This window comes from Microbacterium sp. Yaish 1 (assembly GCF_002245215.1).
Lineage (GTDB): Bacteria > Actinomycetota > Actinomycetes > Actinomycetales > Microbacteriaceae > Microbacterium.
In genome coordinates this window covers 346,444-369,018 of the sequence record NZ_NPMR01000001.1, presented here as the reverse complement: position 1 = coordinate 369,018, position 22,575 = coordinate 346,444, and the positions used below count along the sequence as shown (strand labels likewise).

Annotated in this window: 19 protein-coding genes; 9 read left to right on the top strand and 10 right to left on the bottom strand. The window is 70.5% G+C overall.

All coding sequences use genetic code 11. From position 1 onward, the window contains the following. Positions 1-14: 14 nt before the first annotated feature. Positions 15-1,004, bottom strand: coding sequence for an asparaginase (locus tag CI089_RS01850; protein WP_094260009.1), 990 nt, complete (start codon positions 1,002-1,004; stop codon positions 15-17). A gap of 52 nt (positions 1,005-1,056) precedes the next feature. On the opposite strand from CI089_RS01850, the gene CI089_RS01845 reads away from it, so the two are divergent. Continuing rightward, positions 1,057-1,536 (top strand): OsmC family protein, encoded by a 480-nt coding sequence (locus CI089_RS01845; protein WP_094260008.1) that lies wholly within the window; start codon positions 1,057-1,059, stop codon positions 1,534-1,536. Positions 1,537-1,545: 9 nt separating this feature from the next. Here CI089_RS01845 and CI089_RS01840 read toward each other — a convergent pair whose 3' ends face one another. After that, on the bottom strand, positions 1,546-2,349 hold the full coding sequence (locus CI089_RS01840) for a lysophospholipid acyltransferase family protein (RefSeq protein ID WP_036305910.1): 804 nt from the start codon (positions 2,347-2,349) through the stop codon (positions 1,546-1,548). A 93-nt stretch (positions 2,350-2,442) separates the two neighbouring features. Beyond that, on the bottom strand, positions 2,443-3,858 hold the full coding sequence (locus tag CI089_RS01835) for an HNH endonuclease signature motif containing protein (protein ID WP_256977368.1): 1,416 nt from the start codon (positions 3,856-3,858) through the stop codon (positions 2,443-2,445). A gap of 137 nt (positions 3,859-3,995) precedes the next feature. Here CI089_RS01835 and CI089_RS01830 point away from each other — a divergent pair, with 137 nt between their 5' ends. Together CI089_RS01830 and dxr are read left to right on the top strand one after the other, a co-directional pair. Next, entirely contained in the window at positions 3,996-4,973 is a 978-nt protein-coding gene (locus CI089_RS01830; RefSeq protein ID WP_094260006.1) for an FKBP-type peptidyl-prolyl cis-trans isomerase, read from the top strand. Between the two features lie 57 nt (positions 4,974-5,030). Beyond that, positions 5,031-6,116, top strand: a complete 1,086-nt coding sequence (gene dxr, locus CI089_RS01825; protein WP_094260005.1) for a 1-deoxy-D-xylulose-5-phosphate reductoisomerase — start codon at positions 5,031-5,033, stop codon at positions 6,114-6,116. A 9-nt stretch (positions 6,117-6,125) separates the two neighbouring features. Here dxr and pflA read toward each other — a convergent pair whose 3' ends face one another. The 5 genes from pflA to CI089_RS01800 all read right to left on the bottom strand — a co-directional run bounded on the left by pflA (position 6,126) and on the right by CI089_RS01800 (position 12,417). Next, the gene (pflA, locus tag CI089_RS01820; protein WP_256977717.1) at positions 6,126-6,929 is read right to left on the bottom strand and encodes a pyruvate formate-lyase-activating protein; all 804 of its coding nucleotides are present in this window, start codon (positions 6,927-6,929) and stop codon (positions 6,126-6,128) included. A gap of 14 nt (positions 6,930-6,943) precedes the next feature. Beyond that, the gene (gene pflB / locus CI089_RS01815) at positions 6,944-9,217 is read right to left on the bottom strand and encodes a formate C-acetyltransferase (RefSeq protein ID WP_094260004.1); all 2,274 of its coding nucleotides are present in this window, start codon (positions 9,215-9,217) and stop codon (positions 6,944-6,946) included. Between the two features lie 182 nt (positions 9,218-9,399). Beyond that, the gene (locus CI089_RS01810; RefSeq protein ID WP_094260003.1) at positions 9,400-11,007 is read right to left on the bottom strand and encodes a Mur ligase family protein; all 1,608 of its coding nucleotides are present in this window, start codon (positions 11,005-11,007) and stop codon (positions 9,400-9,402) included. A 66-nt stretch (positions 11,008-11,073) separates the two neighbouring features. Beyond that, positions 11,074-11,772: a DUF1775 domain-containing protein gene (locus CI089_RS01805; protein ID WP_094260002.1), complete on the bottom strand. Its 699-nt coding sequence runs from the start codon at positions 11,770-11,772 to the stop codon at positions 11,074-11,076. Between the two features lie 57 nt (positions 11,773-11,829). Then, positions 11,830-12,417 (bottom strand): hypothetical protein, encoded by a 588-nt coding sequence (locus CI089_RS01800; RefSeq protein ID WP_094260001.1) that lies wholly within the window; start codon positions 12,415-12,417, stop codon positions 11,830-11,832. Positions 12,418-12,473: 56 nt separating this feature from the next. Here CI089_RS01800 and CI089_RS01795 point away from each other — a divergent pair, with 56 nt between their 5' ends. Further along, the gene (locus tag CI089_RS01795; RefSeq protein WP_094260000.1) at positions 12,474-13,778 is read left to right on the top strand and encodes a M50 family metallopeptidase; all 1,305 of its coding nucleotides are present in this window, start codon (positions 12,474-12,476) and stop codon (positions 13,776-13,778) included. 26 nt (positions 13,779-13,804) lie between these two features. Here CI089_RS01795 and CI089_RS01790 read toward each other — a convergent pair whose 3' ends face one another. Then, positions 13,805-15,742 carry an anthranilate synthase family protein gene (locus CI089_RS01790; protein WP_094259999.1) on the bottom strand — a complete coding sequence of 646 codons (1,938 nt, stop codon included), beginning with the start codon at positions 15,740-15,742 and terminating at the stop codon, positions 13,805-13,807. Between the two features lie 238 nt (positions 15,743-15,980). Between CI089_RS01790 and ispG the strand changes: the two genes are divergently transcribed. Both ispG and CI089_RS01780 read left to right on the top strand, forming a co-directional pair. Further along, positions 15,981-17,111, top strand: a complete 1,131-nt coding sequence (gene ispG, locus CI089_RS01785; RefSeq protein ID WP_023955151.1) for a flavodoxin-dependent (E)-4-hydroxy-3-methylbut-2-enyl-diphosphate synthase — start codon at positions 15,981-15,983, stop codon at positions 17,109-17,111. Positions 17,112-17,178: 67 nt separating this feature from the next. Continuing rightward, a complete protein-coding gene (locus CI089_RS01780; RefSeq protein ID WP_094259998.1) occupies positions 17,179-18,246 on the top strand; it encodes a hypothetical protein in 1,068 nt (355 codons plus the stop codon). Between the two features lie 12 nt (positions 18,247-18,258). Here CI089_RS01780 and pcp read toward each other — a convergent pair whose 3' ends face one another. Then, positions 18,259-18,894, bottom strand: a complete 636-nt coding sequence (gene pcp, locus CI089_RS01775) for a pyroglutamyl-peptidase I (protein WP_179223200.1) — start codon at positions 18,892-18,894, stop codon at positions 18,259-18,261. Positions 18,895-18,953: 59 nt separating this feature from the next. Between pcp and CI089_RS01770 the strand changes: the two genes are divergently transcribed. The 3 genes from CI089_RS01770 to CI089_RS01760 are packed head-to-tail and all read left to right on the top strand — an operon-like array spanning position 18,954 to position 22,488. Next, positions 18,954-19,490, top strand: coding sequence for an RNA polymerase sigma factor (locus tag CI089_RS01770; RefSeq protein WP_256977367.1), 537 nt, complete (start codon positions 18,954-18,956; stop codon positions 19,488-19,490). Further along, positions 19,481-20,680 carry a hypothetical protein gene (locus CI089_RS01765; protein WP_094259996.1) on the top strand — a complete coding sequence of 400 codons (1,200 nt, stop codon included), beginning with the start codon at positions 19,481-19,483 and terminating at the stop codon, positions 20,678-20,680. Before CI089_RS01770 ends, CI089_RS01765 begins: the two co-directional genes overlap by 10 nt. A 50-nt stretch (positions 20,681-20,730) precedes the next feature. Further along, positions 20,731-22,488 carry a proline--tRNA ligase gene (locus CI089_RS01760; RefSeq protein WP_094259995.1) on the top strand — a complete coding sequence of 586 codons (1,758 nt, stop codon included), beginning with the start codon at positions 20,731-20,733 and terminating at the stop codon, positions 22,486-22,488. Positions 22,489-22,575 lie beyond the last annotated feature (87 nt).

The following is a 22,575-nucleotide window of genomic DNA, read 5'->3' as shown; positions in this document are numbered from 1 at the left end:
CTCGTGAGGAGCCGCTACACCGTCGGCCGGATGATGCCGACGTTCTGTCCGCCGCCGAGCACGGTCAGCGGAAGATGAGAGATCACGCGGGCCACCGGGGCGGCCTCCAGGGCGCCTGCCCGAACCAGCAGGGTGAGTGCGATGGCCGACGCGGCGCGGCCGTTGCCGTCGAGCACCTTGAGGGCCACCGTCGTCCCATCGGGGGCGACCATGACGAGCACGCCCTCCGCACCCGTCTTCGCGAACACTCCGAGCCGTTCGATCGCGACGGTGTCGGGTCGCCCGGGACCATCGATCGTCCACGGGTTCTCGCGAACGGCCCGGACGAGGGCGCCCGCCATGCGGTGCAGCGCGAACGGCGACCGTTCGCTCGCGGTTCCGATGCGCTGGATCGCGCGTCCGAGTGCGATGAGGCTCATCGCGTAGACCGGGGCGCCGCATCCGTCGATCGCCATCGCCGAGGCCTTCGTGCCGGTCAGCCGTTCGATGACCTCCCGTGTATGCACCTGCAACGGGTGCTCGGGGTCGAGATACGTGGCGGTGTCCCAGCCACTCGCGACGCAAGCAGCCAGCATCGCGGCGTGCTTGCCGGAGCAGTTCATGCGGATACGGGTGGGGGTGCCGAGTTCCCGCACGATCTCGTCGCGCGTCGCGGTGTCGCCGGGCCAGGCCGGCGGGCAGCCGAGATCGTCCTCGCCCAGGCCGGCGTCGTTCAGGATGCCGCGGACGACCGAGACGTGCCGATCGGTGCCGGAGTGGCTGGCCGTGGCCAGGCCGAGCCGTTCACCCTCGAGCGAGGCTCCGGCGGTCATGCTGGCGAGTGCCTGGAGGGGCTTGAGGGTCGAGCGCGGGAGGATCGGTGCGTCCACATCGCCGAGGGTGCGGATCGGGCTGCCGTCGGCTCCCAGGACGACCGCTGCGCCAGCGTGACGGGACTCGATGAAACCGCTGCGCTCGACGACCGCGAGCTCGACGGCGGCGGGAACGGCGAAGGTCTGCGGCACCCCGACAGCCTACCGTCGCGGGCCCCGCGGTGCCGCGTGTCAGACTGTCCGCATGTTGGGTGAGCACCGCTATTCCGTGCGGGCCGAGTGGACCGGGAATCGCGGTACCGGAACGAGCGGCTACCGAGAGTACGACCGAGCCGTCACGCTGAGCATCGACGGCAAGCCGTCGCTTGCGGCCTCGAGCGACAAGCCGTTCCGCGGAGATCCGAGCCGGTGGAACCCGGAGGACCTGCTGCTCTCGGCGCTCTCCGAATGCCACCTGCTCTCGTACCTTCACGCGTGCGTGACGGTGGGGGTCGTCGTCGTCTCGTACACGGATGACGCGACGGGGACGATGCGCGAGGACGGGCGCGGTGGCGGCGCCTTCGCGGAGGTCGTCCTGCGGCCGCGGGTCGTCGTCGCGGAGGCGTCGATGCGAGAAGCCGCGCTCGAGGCGCACGCTCAGGCGAATGCCTGGTGCTTCATCGCGAACTCGGTGAACTTCCCGGTGCGCCACGAGCCGACGATCCTCGTCTCGGGCGAGGAATGACCGGTCTGGTCAGCGGCGTTCGTGCGGCAGAGCCTGCTTGATCCGCTCGACGGTGTTCTGCGGCGGGGCCTCGTTGTAAGCGCCGGCCAGCTCCTGACCCGACAGGGCGTGGATGGCGGCCATGATCTCGTCGGTGGCGTTGCGGCGGGCGCGACCGGAGTCCGCCGAACCGTGGTGGCTGAGGTCGAGCGGCTCGCCGAAGCGGACGGTCACGCGCGGGCGGAGCCGCGGGAACTTCGCCCCGACGGGCATGATGTCGCTCGTCCCGATGAGTCCGACGGGGATCACGGGTGCTCCGGTCTGCAGCGCGAGGAAGGCGACACCGGTGCGCCCCTTGTAGAGGCGGCCGTCGAGAGAGCGTGTGCCCTCGGGGTAGAGCGCCGTCGACCATCCGGCGTCGAGCATCTTCTTCTGCTGGTCCAGCGCATCGAGCGCGGCCTGCCCTGCTCCGCGGCGGACCGGGAACGCGCCTGCGGCGTAGAAGAACTCCCGCGACAGCCACCCGCGGAATCCGGTCCCGTCGAAGTAGCTCGATTTCGCGAGGAACCGCACCGGACGGGGCGACGCCATGGGGATCACGAAGGAGTCGATGAAGGAGAGGTGGTTGCTCGCCAGAATGACGGCGCCCTTCCGGGGGAAGTGCTCGCGGCCTTCGATGCGCGGCCGGTAGATCATGCGAGCCAGTGGTGCGAGCACCCACCGGCCGATCACGTAGGTGAGACCGATTCCGGGGACTGCTTCGACGGCGGCTGCGGCTTCGTCGTGCTCGCCGGGCTCGCCGGACTGCGGCTCGGTTGCGTCAGCGTTCACCAGACGAGGCTACTGCGGAACGCATAACTCCGCGGACATGTTGTGCGAGCGCACACGACCGACGTGGGCGGGCGAGGCCGTATCGAGTACGGATCGTCAGAACGGTGGAACTCCCGGCCCGGGTGGTCCCGCGGTCGTGAATGCCACCAGCGGTGGCGGAGCGTCTTCGCGGTAGACCCGTCCGGTGGGTGAGGTCCAGATCAGACGCCCGCCCGGGAGTTGTCGGACTCGCCATCGGGTGTGGTGTTTGACGTCGTGGTGTCTTTTGCAGAGGTTGGCGAGGTTGCACACGTGTGTCGCCCCGCCGTCGGATGCGGCGATGGTGTGGTCCAGTTCGCAGCGGATGGCGGGTTGCCGGCATCCGGGGAATCGGCAGTGCCGGTCCCGGGCCCGGAGTAGTCGCACCATGGCCGCGGTGGGCCGGTAGCTGTCGCACTCCAGCACGGTGCCGGTGACGGGGTGGGTGAGGAGCCGATCCCACGAGGACGCGTTGCCGGCGAGTTCGCGCGCGGTGGCGGCGTCGATGGGGGAGCGCCCCGCGAGGTCGGCCGGCCCCTCGTCCTGACCCATCAGGGTCAGTGCCGACACCGCGACCTGCACGTGCGCGCGGATCGCTCCCAGCGTTCCGTCGCCGTCACCGGTGCCGGTGGGGTCGAGGGCGGGCGTCCCGGCGAGGAGGAGGTCGCTGAATACGTCGGCGCGGACCTGATCGATGGTTCTGGCGTCGCCGACGAACGAGGACCCGTCGTCGATCGTCGTGTCGGCATCGGGGCCGCCACCGTTGCCATCGGCTCGAGCGTCGGCTCGAGCGTCAGCGTCAACGTCAACGCTCGCCTCGTCGGCCTGTGCCCGCGCGTTGATGATCTCCCGCGCCTGCCGCGTGAGTCGGTCGACGATCCCGTCGGCGATGACGGTCGGCAGGGTTGCGATGAGATCTGACATTCCGTCGGCGCCGGCCTGCACGCGTACGCACCGCCCGGCGGCGGCTTCTTCGTGCCGCTCGGTGAACGTCCGCGGGTTCATCCGTTCCGCGATCATCCGCAGTGCTTCCAGCACACGGTTGGGCCTTTCGCCCTCGCACCGCTCGATCGCGAGCCGTTCGAACTCCGCCCGCTCCTCCACAGGCACCAGGCATCCCGTCTCTTGAATAACCCGCACGTGGCCGCGGACGATGCGCCCGTCCTCCCACGCCGCCATCGTCACCGGATAGTTCTCCACCAGATCGCGCGCCTCGTCGATGCGCCGCTGCAGCGTCCGGTCGGTCGCGACGAACACACCGGCGAGCTCGGCGGCGATGCCCCGCAACGCCATCTCCCGCGCCTTGACCTTCTCCGACGACCCAGCAGCCTGCTTCTCCGCGAGTACCCCGGCTGCGGCGAGAACCCGAACCTCACGCACCTGGCCAGCCCGAACCACGTCCGCCGCCCCCTCGGCATCCGCGACCAGCTGAGCGAGCTCAGCGACGTCAGCGTCGCTGCCCATCCCGCCACCGAGCCCGCCATTCGAATGCATGTTCGAATCATGTCATGGACCTCCGACATCGTCCGTGACTCTCCACAGCTCTGACGGAGGCGCCTCGGGTTCTCAGCGCGCACTGATGCTGGTGCGAGAGGATGACAGTTCCGTCTCCCCGATCGAAGAGGTTCTCCGTGCGTCTGCGCCCGTTCGCTGCTCTGTCCGTCGTCGCCGTCTCGGCGCTTGCGCTCGCCGGCTGTGCGAGCGGTGACACGGCCACCGAGTCGCCCAGTCCGAACGCTTCCGGTGCATCGGAGCAGTGCCTCGTGAACGCCCAGCCGGGGGAGTCCTCCGACAGCATCGAGGTCTCCGGTTCGGCGCCCGAGCTGACCGCGAAGGTCGACCCGGGCCTCGAGCCCGCCGAGATCGAGCGGACGCTCACGACCCGCGGCGACGGAGAGGAGCTCCACTCGGGCGATCTGGTCTCCGGCTCGTACGCGATCTACGACGGCGCGACGGGCGAGCTGCTCGAGCAGTCGCGCGACACCTCTCCCGATGACTCCGGTCTCGTGCCGGTGCTGCTCGACACCCAGCAGTACTCGGTGTTCGTCGCGGCGCTCGAGTGCGCGCCGCTCGGCTCGACGGCGGCTCTGGCTATTCCCGGGTCGGCGTTCGGCGAGGGCCGGACGGCCGTGGTCGTCGTCGCGGAGGGCGTCGAGAAGCTCCCGACTCGGGCGACCGGCACCGACCAGGCGCCCGTCGACGGGATGCCTACGGTCGAACTGGCCGACGACGGCGCCCCCACCATCACCCTCCCCGGCACCGATGCGCCGACCGAGGTGCAGCTGGCGAACCTGAAGACCGGCGACGGGGCCACCATCCAGCCCGGCGACACCGCATTCGTGCAGTACACCGGTGTGAAGTGGTCGGACGGCTCGGTGTTCGACTCGAGCTGGGACCGCGGCCAGCCCGCGGCGTTCCCGACGAACGGGGTCGTCGCCGGCTTCCAGCAGGCCCTGGAAGGGCAGCAGGTCGGCTCGCAGGTGCTCGTCGTCATCCCGCCGGCCGCGGGTTACGGTGCGCAGGAGGGCAGCGAGCTCCAGAACGAGACGCTCGTCTTCGTCGTCGACATCCTCGGCGTTCAGCGCACGCCCGCGCCCGCCGCAGGCTGAGGTCACCCACCGCCGCGGCAACCAGCCCGGCACACCCGCAGCACCTAGGCTGACGGCATGCGTCGCGTCCTCATCCTCGGCTCCACCGGTTCGATCGGGACGCAGGCGCTCGACGTCATCGACTCCCGGCGCGACCGGTTCGAGGTCGTCGGGCTCGCTGCGGGGTCGAACGCCCGGATGCTGGAAGAGCAGGCGGCGCGGTTCGGTGTGACCCGCACCGCACTCGGCGCGGCCGACGCGGAACGCCTCGTCCGTGATGTCGAGGCCGACGTGGTGCTCAATGGAATCACCGGGTCGGTCGGGCTGGGGCCCACCCTGGCCGCCCTCGAAACGGGGCGCACGCTCGCGCTCGCGAATAAGGAGTCGCTCATCGTCGGCGGCGAGCTCGTCACCTCCCTCGCGGCGCCCGGTCAGATCGTTCCGGTCGATTCCGAGCACTCCGCGATCGCGCAGGCCCTGCGGTCGGGCGAGCCCGACGAAGTCCGTCGGCTCGTGCTCACGGCATCCGGCGGGCCGTTCCGCGGACGTTCCCGTGACGAGCTGGCCGCCGTGACCCCCGCACAGGCGCTCGCTCACCCGACCTGGGACATGGGACGCGTCGTCACGACCAACTCCGCGACGCTCGTCAACAAGGGTCTCGAAGTCATCGAGGCGCACCTGCTGTTCAGCGTGGACTACGACCGCATCGACGTCGTCGTGCATCCCCAGTCGGTCGTGCACTCGATGGTCGAGTTCATCGACGGCTCCACCATCGCCCAGGCCTCGCCGCCTGATATGCGCCTGCCGATCTCGCTCGGCCTCGACTGGCCGCGCCGAGTCGCGGGCGTCGGCGCCCCGCTCGACTGGACGCGCTCGGGCGAGTGGACCTTCGAGCCGCTCGACGACGCCGCGTTCCCGGCCGTCGCCCTCGCCAAACGCGTGGGCGGAGCGGGGGGAACCTACCCGGCGGTCTTCAACGCCGCGAACGAGCAGGCCGTCGAGGCGTTCCACGCGGGCGTGCTGAGCTTCCTCGGGATCGTCGAGACCGTCGAGCGCGTCGTCGACGCACACCGTCCGCCGAGCGAGCTCACGCGGGAGTCGCTCGCGGAGGCCGAGTCCTGGGCGCGGAACGCCGCTGACCGGGCGATCGGCGCGACGCGATGACGACCGACGTCAGTAGACGGTGAGACCTCGCGCCGCGAACTGACCGCGGACCCGCGCGAGCAGCTCCGCGTCGGGCGTCGGCCGCCCGGCGAGCGGATAGGGGATGCCGAGTCGCTCCCACTTCGACGTGCCCATCTGATGGAACGGCAGGACCTCGACGCGGTGGACGTTCTGCCAGCGGGCCACGATGTCGGCGACGGCGTCGACGTTCTCCGCGGCATCCGTGAGCCCGGGCACGAGCACGAACCTGATCCACACGGGTGTGCCGCGGGCGGCGAGGCGGTCGCCGAAGTCGATCGTCGGCTGCAGGTCTCGGCCGGTGACCTCGCGGTAGGTGTCGGGCAGGCCCGACTTCACGTCGAGCAGGACGAGCGAGACATCATCGAGCAGCGCATCGGATGCTGCGCGGCCGAGGTTCCCCGATGTGTCGATGGCGACGTGGACACCCAGCTCGGCGGCGGCTCGGGCCAGGCGCGCCACGAAGGCCGCCTGCTGCAGCGGCTCGCCGCCCGAGATCGTCAGCCCTCCTCCCGTCGCCCGGAAGACCGGCAGGTACCGGCGCAGCCGGGCGACGATGTCATCGAGCGCGGTGAGCTCGCCGTCGCGCTGACGCCACGTGTCGGGGTTGTGGCAGTACTGGCAGCGCAGCGGGCATCCCGCGAGGAAGAGGGTCATCCTGGTGCCGGGGCCGTCCACGGAAGTGACGAGCTCCCAGGAGTGCACGCTCGCGACATGCCCGGACCGCCGCGCGGCGAGACGGTCGTGACGGGGGTCGCTCAGATCGGCGGTGCAGGCCGCACCCGGCACCAGGATGGCGGACACGGGACTCAGACCCCCGCGTGGAAGGTACGGCTGAGCACGTCGAGCTGCTGCTCGCGGGTCAGCCGCACGAAGTTGACCGCGTAGCCGGACACCCGGATGGTCAGCTGCGGGTACTTGTCGGGATTGACCATCGCATCCTCGAGCGTCTCGCGCGTCAGCACGTTGACGTTGAGGTGGTAGCCGTCCGACGCCATCTGCGCATCGAGCAGCCCCACGAGGTTGCGCACCCGTTCGTCGGGCGTGCGCCCGAGACCGCTCGGCGTCACCGTCGTGGTCAACGAGATGCCGTCCTGGGCCTGGTCGAAGGGCAGTTTCGCGACCGACAGCGCCGCCGCCAGCATCCCGTGCGTGTCGCGCCCGTTCATGGGGTTCGCGCCCGGAGCGAAGGGCTGACCGGCACGGCGACCGTCCGGGGTGTTGCCCGTGGCCTTGCCGTACACGACGTTCGACGTGATCGTCAGCACCGACTGGGTGTGCACCGCATCGCGGTACGTCTGGTGCTTGCGGATCATCGACATGAAGTCCGACACCAGCTCGCGGGCGATCTCGTCGACGCGGTCGTCGTCGTTCCCGAAAGTGGGGAAGTCGCCGTGGACGAGGTAGTCGACGACGAGCCCCGATGCATCGCGCACCGGCTCGACCTTCGCGTACTTGATGGCCGAGAGCGAGTCGGCGGCGACCGAGAGGCCGGCGATGCCGCATGCCATGGTGCGCAGGACGTTGCCGTCGTGCAGTGCCATCTCGAGACGCTCGTAGGCGTACTTGTCGTGCATGAAGTGGATGCAGTTGAGCGCGTCGACGTACGTCTCGGCGAGCCACTCCATCATCACCCGGAAGCGCTCGCGCACGTCGTCGTACCCGAGCACGTCTCCCGAGACGGGGGCGGCGGCCGGTGCGATCTGCTTGCCGCTCACCTCGTCGCGTCCGCCGTTGATGGCGTACAGGAGAGTCTTGGCGAGGTTGACCCGAGCCCCGAAGAACTGCATCTGCTTGCCGACCGTCATCGGCGAGACGCAGCATGCGATGGCCGCGTCGTCACCGCACAGCGCGCGGATGTGGTCGTCGGACTCGTACTGGATCGACGAGGTGTCGATCGAGACCTGCGCGCAGAACTCCTTGAAGCCGTCGGGCAGCGCGTCGGTCCACAGCACCGTCAGGTTGGGCTCGGGTGCCGGGCCGAGGTTGTAGAGCGTCTGCAGGAACCGGAAGGCGGTCTTGGTCACGAGCGTGCGTCCGTCCTCGCCGACGCCGCCGATCGACTCGGTCACCCAGGTCGGGTCGCCGGAGAACAGTGCGTCGTACTCGGGCGTGCGAAGGAATCGCACGATGCGCAGCTTGATGACGAGGTCGTCGACGAGCTCCTGCGCCTCCACCTCGGTGAGGATGCCGCGGGCCATGTCGCGCTGGATGTACGCATCGAGGAACGCGGTGTTGCGCCCGAAGCTCATCGCGGCGCCGTTCTGCTCCTTCACCGCGCCGAGGTAGGCGAAGTACAGCCACTGGATCGCCTCGCGGGCGGTGGCGGCGGGCCGCGTGATGTCGAAGCCGTACGAGGCGGCCATCTCGGCGAGCTCGTGCAGGGCGCGGATCTGCTCGGCGTTCTCCTCGCGCGAGCGCAGGATGTTCTCCGTCGAGGGGTGCATGTCGAGCTCCGCCCGCTCGACGTTCTTCGCCGCCACGAGCGCGTCGGTGCCGTACAGGGCGACGCGCCGGTAGTCGCCGATGATCCGGCCGCGGCCGTAGGCGTCGGGAAGGCCGGTGATGATGTGGCTGCTGCGGGCGCGGCGGACAGCCGGCGGGTACACGTCGAAGACACCGTCGTTGTGGGTCTTGCGGTAGCGCGTGAAGATCGTCTCGAGGGTCGGGTCGACCGGATAGCCGTACGTCTCGAGGGCCCCCTTGACCATGCGCCATCCGCCGTTCGGCATGATCGCGCGACGCAGCGGCGCGTCGGTCTGCAGACCGACGATCAGCTCGTCCTCTCGCCGGATGTAGCCCGGAGCGTGCGACGTGATCGTCGAGGGGGTGAGAGCGTCGACGTCGTACACGCCGCGCTCGCGCTCCGCCGGGAACATCTCGCTGAGCGTCTGCCAGAGCCCGGTCGTGCGGGAAGTCGGTCCCACGAGGAACGACGCGTCGCCGGTGTAAGGCTCGTAATTGCGCTGGATGAAGTCGCGGACGTCGATGTCGTCCTGCCACGGTCCCGGGGCGAAGCCCTCCCACGCGGCGGGGACCGCGTCGTCGTCGTGTGCTGTCGTGGTCGGGATGACTGTGCTCATCGTGGGTCCTTCGTCCTGTCGGAAGGCCCGCCGGGGAGCGGGGAAGGCGCTGGTCGTGCCTGCCGCGGCGTGCCTGCGGCCGACGTTACGCCCGGCCCGCAGAGGGTGAGGCAATCGTGCACGGGAGCGACAGGACGGTGCAGGACCGCTGATTTTTCACAGTGGTCCGACCACAAACACGCTCAATCGGCGTAGGGCACGGCCCAACTGGGCTCGGGCACCGGCCAGCCGGCATCCCGAAGCGCTCGACGAGCGAGTTCGCGAGCCGAGTAGGGCGTGCGGACTCCGCGGATGTCGCGGTAGTCCTGGTGTCCCGGGCCGGCCCACAGGATCGCGTCGCCCTCGCCCACGAGCGAGACGGCTTCGACGATCGCCTTCTCCGGCGGCGACGACTCGCGGATGTCGGCATCCGGTCGCGCTCGCCGAGCGCCCTCGAGCAGGGTGGCCCGGATCGCATCGGGATCCTCGAAGCGCGGGTGGTGGTCGGTCACGATCAGGATGTCGCTGCCGAGGACGGCCGTCGCCCCCATGTCGTGCCGCTTGGTCTTGTCGCGATCGCCGTCGGCCCCGAAGACCATGACGACGGTCCCGGGGGTCACGCGCCGCACGGCGGCGAGGGTCTTCTCGAACGCGTCGGGGGAGTGCCCGAAGTCGACGTACACGGCCGGGCCGCGATCGCCCGAGACGCGTTGCGTGCGGCCGGGCAGGTGAGCGTCGATGCGCTGCCCGTCGAGCACGCGCACGAGCTCATCCCACGCGTAGCCGCCCTCGAGCAGCATGACGATCGCGAGACCTGCGTTCGCTGCCATGTGCCGCCCGATGACCGGAACCGTCGTCGTGAGCTGTCGCCCGCCGGGCCCGACCAGACGGAACTCGGTGCCGTCCTGCCGCTCCTCGACGACCTCGACGGTCCAGTCCGCCGTCGCCGAGGGGGTCTCGGCGATCGCCGGAGTGATGATCGTCGTCACGGGGATCTCAGCACGCGCCACGATCTGCGCGCCGGCGTCGGAGTCGAGGCACACCACCCCGCGTCGCGCCCGGTCCGCGAGGAAGAGCGGCAGCTTCGCCTCGAAGTACTCCGCCATGTCTCGGTAGTCGTCGAGGTGGTCGTGGGTGAGGTTGGTGAACCCGGCGACGTCGAAGACCACTCCGTCGACGCGGTGCCGGGTCAGCGCTTGCGCGCTCACCTCGACGGCGACCGCCTCGACGCCGCGCTCGCGCATGAGGGCGAGCAGGGCGTGGAACTCCGACGCCTCGGGGGTCGTGAGCCGCGAAACGATGACCTCGCCCGCGATGTGGCGCTCCGCCGTCGAGGACAGACCCGTGACGACGCCGAGCTGACCGAGGATCCCCTCGATGAGGTGGGACACGCTGGTCTTGCCGTTCGTCCCGGTCGTGCCGAACAGCAGCGGGAGGTGATCCTCGCGGCCGGTTCCGTAGACCCAGGCCGAGAGATCGCCCAGCCGGGCTCGAGGGTCGTCGACGACGACGACGGGCAGGCCGGCATCGACGGCGAGCTCGGCCCCACGGGCGTCGGTGACGATCGCGGTGGCGCCCGTCTCGGCGGCCTGCGCCGCGAACTCGGCGCCGTGCCGCACCGCGCCCTGGATCGCGACGAACGCTTCGCCCGGCCGCAGGTCGGCCGTCGCGAGGGTGATGCCCGTGACGGCGACGTCGGAGGCGCCGCCGACGATCCGGCCGCCGACGTGCGCAGCGAGCTCGGTGAGGGAGCGGCGCGGCGGACTCTCGGGGCGGAGGACGGGAGGGAGGTTCGGGGCGTCGGTAGGCATTGCCACCATTGTCTCACCCCGGTCCCGGGGCGGCCGCGGCGATTGACGCGCCCGCCCCGGGTGTGCTCACGCGCGTCGGCGGGTGATGGCCAGGACGAGCGCCGCGGCCGCGACGACCAGAGCCCCGGCCGAGAGCCAGATCGGCAGCGGGTCGGCCGCGGGAGCGGATGCCGCGGCGGTCTCGGCACCGGAATCCGCCGCGCCGGCGGACGAGTGGCCGCCCTCCGAGTGGCCGCCGTGCGCGTCGGTCGCTGCCGCCCCGACGACCACGACGGGAGCCGGGTACTCGAGGTCGTCCGGGTCCTGGCCGTCCTCGGCGACCTGCACCCAGGCGGCCTCGCCGGCCTCGCACTGCTGCGTCACGGGGAAGGCGAAGCTCTCGCCCTCGGCCGAGCCGGGGAAGATCACGTTCATGCCGGCAGAGGCGGCGTAGGCGTCGGGGATGGGCGCGACCGCCGTGTATGTCACGCGTGTGGGGATGCCGTTCTCGCCCGCTTCGGTGGTGATGGTCCACGCCCCGTCGATGACGGGGGTCGCTCCCTGTGCCTCGGCGGGGATGTCGACGACGAGCGCCGTCGTGGGCGACCCGTCGCAGCCGTGGCTGAACGAGAAGTCGATGCGGGTCGAGCCGTTGGCGGCGACCTCCTCCGGCGTCACGTGCACGTGTGCGGACGCGGCGAGCGGCAGGGCGAGGGCGAGGGCGGCGCCGGCGGTCACGCCGACGGCCAGGCGCGCGCGGCGGCGCGCGGTGATGGTGCGGGTCATTGTCGTCTCTCAGAACATGCGGGCGGCGTCGTGCCGTCCCGCGGCGGGAAGGGAAGGTCACGCGGTGGCGACCGGCGGACCCCGCAGAGACAGAGAGGAACGGAGACGACGTGCCGCCGCGACGCGCTCGCGGCGCGGGACGGGACGGAGCAGGGGCGTCCGCGTACGGACCGACGGTGACATCAGCCGCACGAACCGCCGGATACCGCGATGGATGATGCGCACCAGGCGTTCGCCGGCGACCAGCGTCGCGACGGTCACGAGGGCGGCGAGAACGTGCGTCGCCGTCATCCCGGAGCTCACGGCGTGCGTGTGCGCGAGAGGCGCGAGGGCGGGGAGCGCCCCGCCGTGGGCGTGCGGGACCGGTGCCGTCGGATCAGCGGTGCCCGCGATCGAGAAGAAGGTGTGGAACAGGCCCTGGCTGGCGAGGACGACGAGGCCCGTCCGCCAGGCCGACGGGGCGCGGCCGACGAGCCAGACGGCTGCTGGGGCCGCGAGCAGCGTCGCGACGACGATGAGCCAGAGCGGCGCGAGCCCGCCCGAGATGGTGTGGGCGGTGGCAGCGAAGACGGTGGCGATCGCGGCCGAGGCGGTTCCCCGCAGCGCGCGAGCACGCCGCACTGTCGCACTCTGCGCCCGCTCCATGGTGGGAGTTTACGGCCTGGGCCGATTCAAAGACTCGGCGGGTACTCTGAGCGGTCGTGACCGTCCTCGCTTTCGTCATCGGCGTCGTCCTGCTCGTCGTCGGGCTCGCCGTGTCGATCGCGCTGCACGAGGTCGGCCACCTCGTGCCCGCCAAGCTGTTCGGCGTGCGCGTCGGCCGATACATGATCGGCCTGGGGCCGACGCTCTGGTCGCGGCGCTTCGGTGAGACCGAGTACGGCGTGAAGGCGCTGCCTCTCGGCGGGTACATCTCGATGTCGGGCATGTACCCGCCGGCACCCGACGAGCCCGACGCCGCCACCCGGCGCAGTGGTCGCTTCTTCGGGGCGATGGTGCAGGACGCCCGTCTCGCCAACGCCGAGACCCTCGTCGAGAACGACACGCGTCCGGCGTTCTACCAGCTCTCGGTGTGGAAGCGCATCGTCATCATGGTCGGCGGGCCGCTGATGAACCTCGTGCTCGCGATGGTGCTCTTCGGCATCGCGCTGAGCGCGATCGGGCTGCCGAGCGTCTCCACCACGATCGCCGGTGTGAACGAGTGCGTCGTTCCGGCCGGCGTCGAGCGCACGACATGCGAGCCCGGCGATCCCGTCTCACCGGCCGCGGCAGGCGGCATCCGTCCCGGGGACGTCATCGTCGCCGTCGACGGGACCGAGGTGTCGGGCTATGTCGAGGCGACCGCGATCATCCAGGCGTCGCCGGGACGCACGATCCCGATCGTCGTCGAGCGCGACGGCGACCGCGTCACGCTCGAGGTCACCCCGATCGCCGCGGAGCGTCCCGTGACCACGGCGGACGGCGCGACCGAGGTCAAGGAGGTCGGGTTCGTCGGCATGACCGGCACCCGGGTCAACGAGCCGCAGCCGATCTGGACCGGACCGCAGGCGGCGGTCGAGCGGCTCGGCGCCGTCGCGAGCGTCATCTGGCAGCTGCCGGTCAAGGTCTACGAAACCGGCGTCGCTCTCGTGACCGGTGGGGAGCGCGATCCCAACGGGCCGCTGTCGGTCGTCGGCGCGGGGCGTATCGCGGGCGAGGTTGCCGCGACCGACGCGCCGATTCAGGACCGTGCCTTCCAGGTGCTGAGCCTGCTCGGCTCGCTCAACATCGCGCTGTTCATCTTCAACCTGCTGCCCCTGCTGCCTCTCGACGGCGGACACGTCGTGGTGGCCCTGTGGGACGGGATCAAGCGCGCCTGGGCGAAGCTCTTCCGCCGCCCGCGTCCGCGCCCGGTCGACGCCACGAAGCTCGTGCCCGTCACCTTCGTCGTCGTGATCGGGCTCATCGTCATGGGCGGGACGTTGATCCTCGCCGACGTCTTCAACCCGATCTCGATCCTCGGCTGACGCCCTCGCCGCCGGTGCGGCGGCGATCAGGCGGGGACGGGTTTGAGGGCGAATCCGATGAGCCGCTCGAGCGTCGGCAGGCCATCTCGCGACAGGATCGACTCGAGGTGCCCCTGCACGGACGCGTACGCGGGGCCGCGCAGCGCGTACACGTCACCCGACGACGGGTCGGCCGCGATCTCGGTGTCGCCGAGGCGGGCGGTGCCCGGGGCGACGCGCGCCGTGAATGTGTTGTAGAACCCGATGGATGCCGGCTGTCCGAACACATCCACGCTCTTCTGCAGGCCCTGGTGGGGCGACGCGAGAGGGGCGAGCGCGATGCCGAGCCGGTCGGCCAGGATCTGGTGGCTCAGGCACACCGCGAGCAGCGGGCTGCCCGCATCGGCGCGTCGGCCGACGAGCTCGCGCATGCGGGCGATGCGGGGGCTGGCGCCGTCGCGCGGATCACCCGGGCCGGGACCGAAGACGACGAGGCCGGCTTCGTCGACCGCGGCATCCGTGACCTCGTGCCAGGGAGCGATGCGAACGGCGAACCCGAGATGATGCAGCTGGTGCCCGAGCATCGTGGTGAAGCGGTCCTCGGCATCGACGACCAGCACCTCGCGGCCCGCGTAGGGTCCACCCTCGGCGGCCTGCGGGTCGAGCCAGAACTGGGCGAGGCGCGCGTTGCGCGAGGAGAGCAGGGCCGCGATCGTCGGATCGTCGCCGAGCCGCGGGCGGTGCGCGGCCGGTGCGTCCTCGTCGACCGCCGTCGTGTCGGCGATCGCCGCGGGCGCTTCGTCGCGGTCGACGGCGCCGATCGCGCCCAGGACGCCGGCCGCCTTGCCGTGGGTCTCGCCCACTTCGCCCGCCGGGTCGGAGTGCCGCACGAGCGTCGCGCCGACCGGAACACGCAGCCGGCCGTCGACGAGATAGGCCGTGCGGATCAGGATGGGCGCGTCGAGATCGTGCCCGCCGCCCGCCGCGGGCGTGAACAAGGCGGCGACCCCGGAGTAGTAGCCGCGGGGTGTGGGCTCGTGCCGTGCGATCACCGTGCACGCGTTCTGCATGGGCGACCCCGTGACGGTGGGGGCGAACATGGTCTCGCGGAGGATGTCGCGGGGGTCCATGGTGCTCGAGCCGCGCAGCATGTACTCGGTGTGGGTCAGGCGCGACATCTCCTTCAGGTGGGGGCCGGTGATGCGGCCTCCGTCCGAGCAGACGGCCGACATCATCTTCAGCTCTTCGTCGACGACCATGAACAGTTCCTCGGTCTCCTTGGTGGAGGAGAGGAACTCCGTCAGGGTCTCGGCCGTCGCGCCGCCGCGGGGGTGCCGGAAGGTGCCGGAGATCGGGTTCATCGTCACGATGCTGGTGCCCGGCTCGGCGGGAGCCCCGCTGCGCGCACTGACGTGGGCCTCCGGGCTGGCGCCGACCGCGACATGACCGTCGGTGACGACGAGGAAGGTCCAGTAAGCGCCCCGCTCGTGCTGCAGCAGCGCCCGGAACCAGGTGAGGCCGGCGGTGACGGCATCCGTCTCGACCGTTGCGGTGAAGTCGCGCCGGATGACGAAGTTGGCGCCCTCGCCGCGGCCGATCTCGTCGGCGATGACGCGGCGGACGATGTCGGCGTAATCGTCGTCGGAGATGTCGAACCCGGCGTCCTCGAGCGGCACCCGCTCCGACGGCAGCTGGCGCAGCGCCTCGGCCAGGGGCAGGAAATCGTGGTCGGCGACGCGCAGGCAGCGCAGCGGTGCCCGGTCGTCGTGGCAGACGAAGCCGCGTTCGACGACCTGACGGAACGGCACGAGGGCGAGCACTTCGCGCGGCGTGCCGTCGGGATCGTCCAGCGGGATGTCGGCGAGCCGGTCCACGTCGACGACGTCGCCGCGGAGCACCTCGACGCTCGCCCCGTCGCGCGCGATGAGCGCGAACGGCTCACCGCTCGCGGCGAGATCGGTCAGGGTCGGGAGGGAACCGGTCATCGTCGTCTTTCTTCGTCGGAGCGCCCGCCCCACGAAGAAGACCGCCGGGCCTTCAACGCCGGGCGGTCTGAAACGTGTGCACGTCGAACACACCGCCTAGGCGGTGTGCCACCAGGAGAGGCGCGTGCGCATGGGGCGAAATTATCACACCCGCGTCGGGGATGCGGCGTCGCGCGGCTCCCAGCCCGTCTGCGGCGGTGCCGCGTAGGCTGTGCCCGTGCCAGCTGTCAATCTCGGGATGCCCCAGGTTCCGGACGTCCTCGCCCCTCGCCGCAAGAGCCGGCAGATCCGCGTCGGAAAGGTGCTCGTCGGGGGAGGAGCCCCCGTCAGCGTGCAGTCGATGACGACGACGCCGACCACCGACATCAACGCGACACTCCAGCAGATCGCCGAGCTCACGGCATCCGGCTGCGAGATCGTGCGCGTGGCCGTTCCCTCGCAGGACGACGCGGATGTACTGCACATCATCGCCAAGAAGAGCCAGATCCCCGTCATCGCCGACATCCACTTCCAGCCGAAGTACGTCTTCCAGGCGATCGACGCCGGATGCGCCGCGGTGCGCGTGAACCCGGGCAACATCCGGAAGTTCGACGACCAGGTCGGAGCGATCGCGAACGCGGCGAAGGCCGCGGGCGTCTCGCTCCGCATCGGCGTCAACGCCGGCTCTCTCGACCGGCGCCTGCTCGAGAAGTACGGCAAGGCGACGCCGGAGGCGCTCGTCGAGAGCGCCGTCTGGGAGGCCTCGCTCTTCGAGGAGCACGACTTCCACGATTTCAAGATCTCGGTCAAGCACAACGACCCGATCGTCATGGTCAAGGCCTACCGGCAGCTCGCCGAGCGCGGCGACTGGCCCCTGCACCTCGGCGTGACCGAGGCCGGTCCCGCCTTCCAGGGCACGATCAAGAGCGCCACCGCGTTCGGCATCCTGCTGGGCGAGGGGATCGGCGACACCATCCGTGTCTCGCTGTCGGCGCCGCCGGCCGAAGAGGTCAAGGTCGGACACCAGATCCTGCAGTCGCTCAACCTGCGGGAGCGCAAGCTCGAGATCGTCTCGTGCCCGTCATGCGGGCGGGCGCAGGTCGACGTCTACACGCTCGCCGACGACGTCACCGCGGGCCTCAAGGATGTCACCGTGCCGCTGCGCGTCGCGGTCATGGGCTGTGTGGTGAACGGACCGGGTGAGGCTCGCGAGGCTGACCTCGGCGTCGCATCGGGCAACGGCAAGGGACAGATCTTCGTCAAGGGCGAGGTCATCAAGACCGTGCCCGAATCGGAGATCGTCGCGACGCTCATCGAAGAGGCCCGCCGTATCGCCGACGAGCTCGGCCCCGACGCGCCCCTCGGTACGGCACAGGTCGTCACCGCCTGAGATCGGTTCCATAACGCTTCGACGGCGGATGCCGGGGCCGGCATGCCGGTCCTGCCAGGCTGGGGGCGTGCTCCGTCGCCCTGTTGCGTTCCTGCCCCTCGCGCTCGCCGCCGCTCTCGTGGTGGGATGCGCTCCCGTCGAACGTGCGGCCGAGACACCGGCGCCGGCCACCCCGTCTACGGCCGCTCCCTCTTCGACACCCACGCCGACACCGAACCTCGAGCCCGTCCGGGCGTTCGACGCCGACTGCGACCAGATGCTCACGGTCGAGCAGCGCGACGAGCTTCTCGGTGCGGGCTCGATCACCGTCGCCGAGCAGATCGCGTTGTGGGAGCCGGAGCGTCCCGTTCCCGTGGAGCCCGACCCCGTCGGCACCGTGGGAGGTCTCGCCTGCACCTGGTTTGCGGCGGAGGGCGTCGAGCCCGCCGCGGGTGTCAGGAACCTCACCACGATGGTGCTACCCGCCGCGGCGGTGACCAACGAGATCGCCGCCGCCTACTCGGTCGCGTTCTGCGAACCGAACTACGATTCGAGCGCCTGTCGTTTCGGCGTCCGCGTGGGAGACGACTGGGTCAGCGCAATCGTCGGCTCCGAGGTCCATGAAGCGCCGGAAGAGCTTCTGAGCGGAGCCGTCGAGGCGGTGTCGCGGAACCTCGCGTCGGCGACGAAGCCACGCCCCGTCGACCGCATCGACCAGACCTGGTCCATCCCCGACTGCGTCGAGCTGGGGGAGGCCATCGGTCTCGAGGACATGGTCGGACCGTATCGACATGGCTACTGGGAGGGGTCGGAGCAACCCGAGGACGTCCTGTTCGCCTCGTCCGGTATCGCGCGAACCTGCCCGATGTTCTCCGACGGTGAGCGGCTCGACTACGACACGCACGAGTTCCGCATCCTCGCCCCTCTCGTCGCCCCTGGTCTCGGCTGGCAGTGGAAGCAACTTCGTGCGGGTAACGCCGAGGCGGCGGTCGCCGTCGAGGTCGCCGGCGCCGCGGACTCGTTCGGCGTCGATCGGGGTCACGGAACGGTGCGCGTCTTCGCGACCGACGGGACGAATGTCGTGAGCATCTACGAGAGCGACATTGACCTGGCAGCTCAGGTGCTGTCTCGGATGCTCACCGCACTCTCCAGCTGAAGCGGAATCGCACTAGGCGATCGTGCCAGCGGCGTAGGACGCATCCACCTCGGTATCGAGTGCGGTTCGCAGCGCGATTCGCAGGGCACTCACGATGTCGGCGAGCGGAAGCGAGGGCTGACCGGCGGGGGCGTCCTCGGTCGCGTAGGGCACATGAACGAAACCCGCCCGGCGGAGCCGGGAACCGTCGACATCGAGCGCGGTGAACATGACGTGGTTGCAGACGAAGGTGCCGGCCGAGTGCGAGACGGTGGCGGGGATGCCGGCACCCGTGATCGCGGCCGTGATCGCCTTGACGGGCAGGGTCGCGAAATGGGCGGCTGGCCCGCCGGACGATGACGGGACGTCGACCGGCTGGTCGCCGGCGTTGTCGGGGATGCGCGCGTCCATGAGATTGATGGCGACGCGCTCGATCGTGACGCCGGTGCGTCCGCCGGCCAGCCCCGTGGCGACGACGACATCCGGCTCGTGGGCCGTGATGAGCTGGAGGAGGTTGCGGCGAGCGCCGTCGAACTCGACGGGAAGCACGGCGGTGACGAGATTCTCGGGGCCGTCCCACTCCCGGGCCACTCGACGGACGGCATCGCCCGACGGGTTGGTCGCGTCTCCCGCGAATGGCTCGAACCCGGTCAGCAGCACGGTCGTCATCCGCTCAGATTAGTTCGCGCGGCCGCGAACCTTTGCGGCGGTGCCGGACACTACAGGGTGTGGGAGATGATGAAGCCGCTGCATGGCAGCGACTGCGGGCGGGCGACGAGTCCGCGCTGGGAGACCTGTTCGACAGATACGAGTCGCGGCTGTTCCGGCACGCGACCCGGCTGCTGACCGATCGCGAGGACGCGAAGGATGCGGTCGCCATCGCGTTCTTCGAACTCTGGCGCAAGCGCGCGAGTGTGCGCCTGGTCGACGGATCGCCGCTGCCGTGGCTGCTGACGACCGTTGCGAACACGGCGCGCAATCTCGAGCGATCGGGACGGCGCTACCGAGCGCTGTTGGCGAAGACCCCAGCGGCGTCCGCATCCGCGGCGCCGTCGGCCCACGACGAGAGCGGCGTGCTCGCGGCGCTCAAGCAGCTGCCGGCCGGTGAGCAGAGCGTCGTCGTCCTCAGCGTGCTCGAGGGCTACCCCGAGCGCGATGTCGCTCAGACGCTGGGGATCCCCGTCGGCACGGTCAAGTCACGCCTCTCACGGGCGAAGAGCCGGCTACGAGACGAGATGACGGCGTTGGAGGCATCGTGGACCTGAACGATCAGCTCACCCCGGACGAGCACGGCGATCTGCGTGATCGCGTCATCGGTGGCGTGAAACGGCTGCGCGCCGCCCGCGCGCGCCGCTCGCGCATCGTCGCGGGAGCGGCCGCGTCCGCCCTCGTGGCCGTCGTCGTCGCAGGCGTCGCCTTCGCGGCCCTCCGCCCCGACGACCGCATCGCGACTCCCGTCGAGACGTCCACGCCGACGCCGACCCCGACACCCACGCCCTCCCAGACTCCGCAGCCGATGCCCACGGCGACCTCGACCCCCGACGCCGAGCAGCAGCTCACGGCGCCGGTGATCGCCTTCGGCGGCGACTGCACGCAGGTGGCAGACCGGGTGTTCCTCTCGAGCGTTTTCGGCGAAGACTTCGACGAAGCGGCGGATCTGGCGATTCCCGAGGTCGCATTGCTCGGCGGTATCGACTGTCGCTGGTACTCGCCGAGCAGCGGCGACAGCGTTCTTGCCTACGCGCTGCCTTCCAGCGTCGTGCCCGGTGAGGTTGCTGCCCGATACGAGAGCACTGTTTGCGAAGGGTTCCTCTATGACGGGTCCGGGTGTCGTCGTGCCGTCTCGGACGGTGATACCTGGGTTCTGGTGACGGTCAGTGCGGTATTCAACGAGTCGGGGTACGGAGTCGATGAGACAGCAACGACTCGTCGTCTCGACGCCGTCGTCCCGGAGTTCCGAGATGCATTGCCCGCTGCCGGTCGTCCGATGCCGGCCGCGCGCACTTCCTCGTGGTGGTCTCCGACGACGTGTGATGAGCTGCTGGAACGGGTCTCGGTGGCGGACGTCCTCGGCACGACAGATTTCGTCGAGGGGTACCCGTCGGGTTTCGGCACGGACGTTCACATGGAGATCGCGCGCGACGCGGGGCTCGGCACCGTCTGTCGCTGGTACACGCCGAACTCATCGCGTCTCGACGCGGTCATCGTGACGATCTACCCCGGCGGCGCGTGGGAATGGGACCGACTCGCGGCAGGTGACGGCCGACGCGACGTCCCGGTGCCGGTCGACGTCGCGGGCGCGACCGAAGCCGTGCGGGGTGTCGGTGCTATCCGTCCCGACAGCTCCTACCTCCTCGCGACCGACGGCGTGAATGTCGTGGAGATCATGGAGGCGCCGGACGTCGTGGATGCCGCCGAGCGCGTGTTGTCGGCGATGCGAGACGCGACGGGGTGACGAATGTTCGTGCGCACGTCGTGGCCCCGCGGCATCCGTAGACTCGACTCGTGGTCACCCGTATGTCGCACCTGTTCCTCCGCACGCTCCGTGAAGACCCCGCGGGCGCCGAGGTCGCCAGTCACAAGCTGCTGATCCGCGCCGGCTACATCCGACCGCAGGCGGCGGGCATCTTCGCGTGGCTGCCGCTCGGCCTGCGCGTCAAGGCCAAGATCGAGCGCGTCGTGCGCGAGGAGATGGCCGCGGCCGGCGCCCAGGAGGTGCACTTCCCGGCGCTGATGCCGCGCGAGGCGTACGAGGCGACGGGTCGCTGGGAGGAGTACGGCGACCTGCTGTTCCGTCTGCAGGACCGCAAGGGCGGCGACTACCTGCTCGCCCCCACGCACGAAGAAGCGTTCACGCTGCTCGTGAAGGACCTGTACTCGTCGTACAAGGACCTGCCGCTGACGATCTACCAGATCCAGGACAAGTACCGCGACGAAGCGCGCCCCCGCGCCGGTCTGCTGCGCGGCCGCGAGTTCACGATGAAGGACGCCTACTCGTTCGACGCGAACGACGCCGGGCTCGAGGCGAGCTACCAGGCCCAGCGCGACGCGTACGAGCGCATCTTCCAGCGTCTCGGTCTCGAGTACGTCATCGTCCAGGCGGATGCCGGAGCCATGGGCGGGTCGCGCTCGGAGGAGTTCCTGCACCCGACCCCGGTCGGCGAGGACTCGTTCGTGCGCTCCGCGGGCGGGTACGCCGCGAACGTCGAGGCGTTCACGACGGTCGTCCCCGAGGCGGGGCCGATCGACGGGCTGCCGGAGCCGGTCATCTTCGACTCGCCCGACACCCCCACGATCGAGACGCTCGTGGCACACGTCAACGCGAACCTCGAGGGCGAGTTCACCGCGGCGCACACGCTCAAGAACGTCGTGCTCGCCCTCACGCACCTCGACGGCACGCGGGAGCTCGTCGTCGTGGGCCTGCCCGGCGACCGCGACGTCGACGACAAGCGCGTGGAGGTCGCCTTCGCGCCGGCCGAGGTCGAGCCGGCGACGGCCGAGGACTTCGCCAAGAACCCGCTGCTGGTCAAGGGCTACATCGGCCCCTGGTCGCCCGAGGGCCCGGTGCTGGGCGAGGAGTCGGCGACCGGCATCCGCTACGTCCTCGACCCGCGCGTCGTCGACGGCACCTCGTGGATCACCGGCGCGAACATCGACCAGAAGCACGTGCACTCGCTCGTCGCTGGCCGCGACTTCACAGCCGATGCGTTCGTCGAGGTCGCCACCGTGCGCGAGGGCGATCCGGCTCCCGACGGCTCGGGTCCGGTCTCGATCGCGCGCGGCATGGAGATCGGCCATGTCTTCCAGCTCGGCCGGAAGTACGCCGAAGCGCTGGGGCTGAAGGTCCTCGATGAGAACGGCAAGCTCGTCACGGTCACGATGGGCTCGTACGGCATCGGCGTGACCCGCATCCTCGCGATCATCGCCGAGCTCAACAACGACGAGCGCGGACTGATCTGGCCCGCATCGGTCGCTCCCTTCGACGTGCACGTCGTGGCGACGGGCCGGGATGCCGCGGCCTTCGAGCTGGCCGAGCAGCTCTCGAGCGAGCTCGAGGCAGCGGGCCTGGAGGTCGTCTACGACGACCGCCCGAAGGTGTCGCCCGGCGTGAAGTTCGGCGACGCCGAGCTGGTGGGCGTGCCGCGCATCGTCATCGTCGGGCGCGGCGCGGCCGACGGCCAGGTCGAGCTGTGGGACCGCCGCACGGGGGAGCGCGAGACCGTCGCGGTCGCCGACGCCGTCGCGCGACTCACCGCCCGCTGATCTCAGCGTTCATCGCCGGATGCCGCGCAGTTCGCGGCATCCGGCGCACTTCTTGCTGCGCTCGACGTGCCGACGTGCGCCCGAAGG

Excerpts from the sequence above, each read along its gene's own strand:
- CI089_RS01845 (WP_094260008.1), top strand. The coding sequence starts at position 1,057 with ATGTTGGGTGAGCACCGCTATTCCGTGCGGGCCGAGTGGACCGGGAAT.
- CI089_RS01835 (WP_256977368.1), bottom strand. The coding sequence starts at position 3,858 with ATGCATTCGAATGGCGGGCTCGGTGGCGGGATGGGCAGCGACGCTGAC.
- dxr (WP_094260005.1), top strand. The coding sequence starts at position 5,031 with ATGCGTCGCGTCCTCATCCTCGGCTCCACCGGTTCGATCGGGACGCAG.
- pflB (WP_094260004.1), bottom strand. The coding sequence starts at position 9,217 with ATGAGCACAGTCATCCCGACCACGACAGCACACGACGACGACGCGGTC.
- CI089_RS01810 (WP_094260003.1), bottom strand. The coding sequence starts at position 11,007 with ATGCCTACCGACGCCCCGAACCTCCCTCCCGTCCTCCGCCCCGAGAGT.
- CI089_RS01805 (WP_094260002.1), bottom strand. The coding sequence starts at position 11,772 with ATGACCCGCACCATCACCGCGCGCCGCCGCGCGCGCCTGGCCGTCGGC.
- CI089_RS01800 (WP_094260001.1), bottom strand. The coding sequence starts at position 12,417 with ATGGAGCGGGCGCAGAGTGCGACAGTGCGGCGTGCTCGCGCGCTGCGG.
- CI089_RS01790 (WP_094259999.1), bottom strand. The coding sequence starts at position 15,742 with ATGACCGGTTCCCTCCCGACCCTGACCGATCTCGCCGCGAGCGGTGAG.
- ispG (WP_023955151.1), top strand. The coding sequence starts at position 15,981 with ATGCCCCAGGTTCCGGACGTCCTCGCCCCTCGCCGCAAGAGCCGGCAG.
- pcp (WP_179223200.1), bottom strand. The coding sequence starts at position 18,894 with ATGACGACCGTGCTGCTGACCGGGTTCGAGCCATTCGCGGGAGACGCG.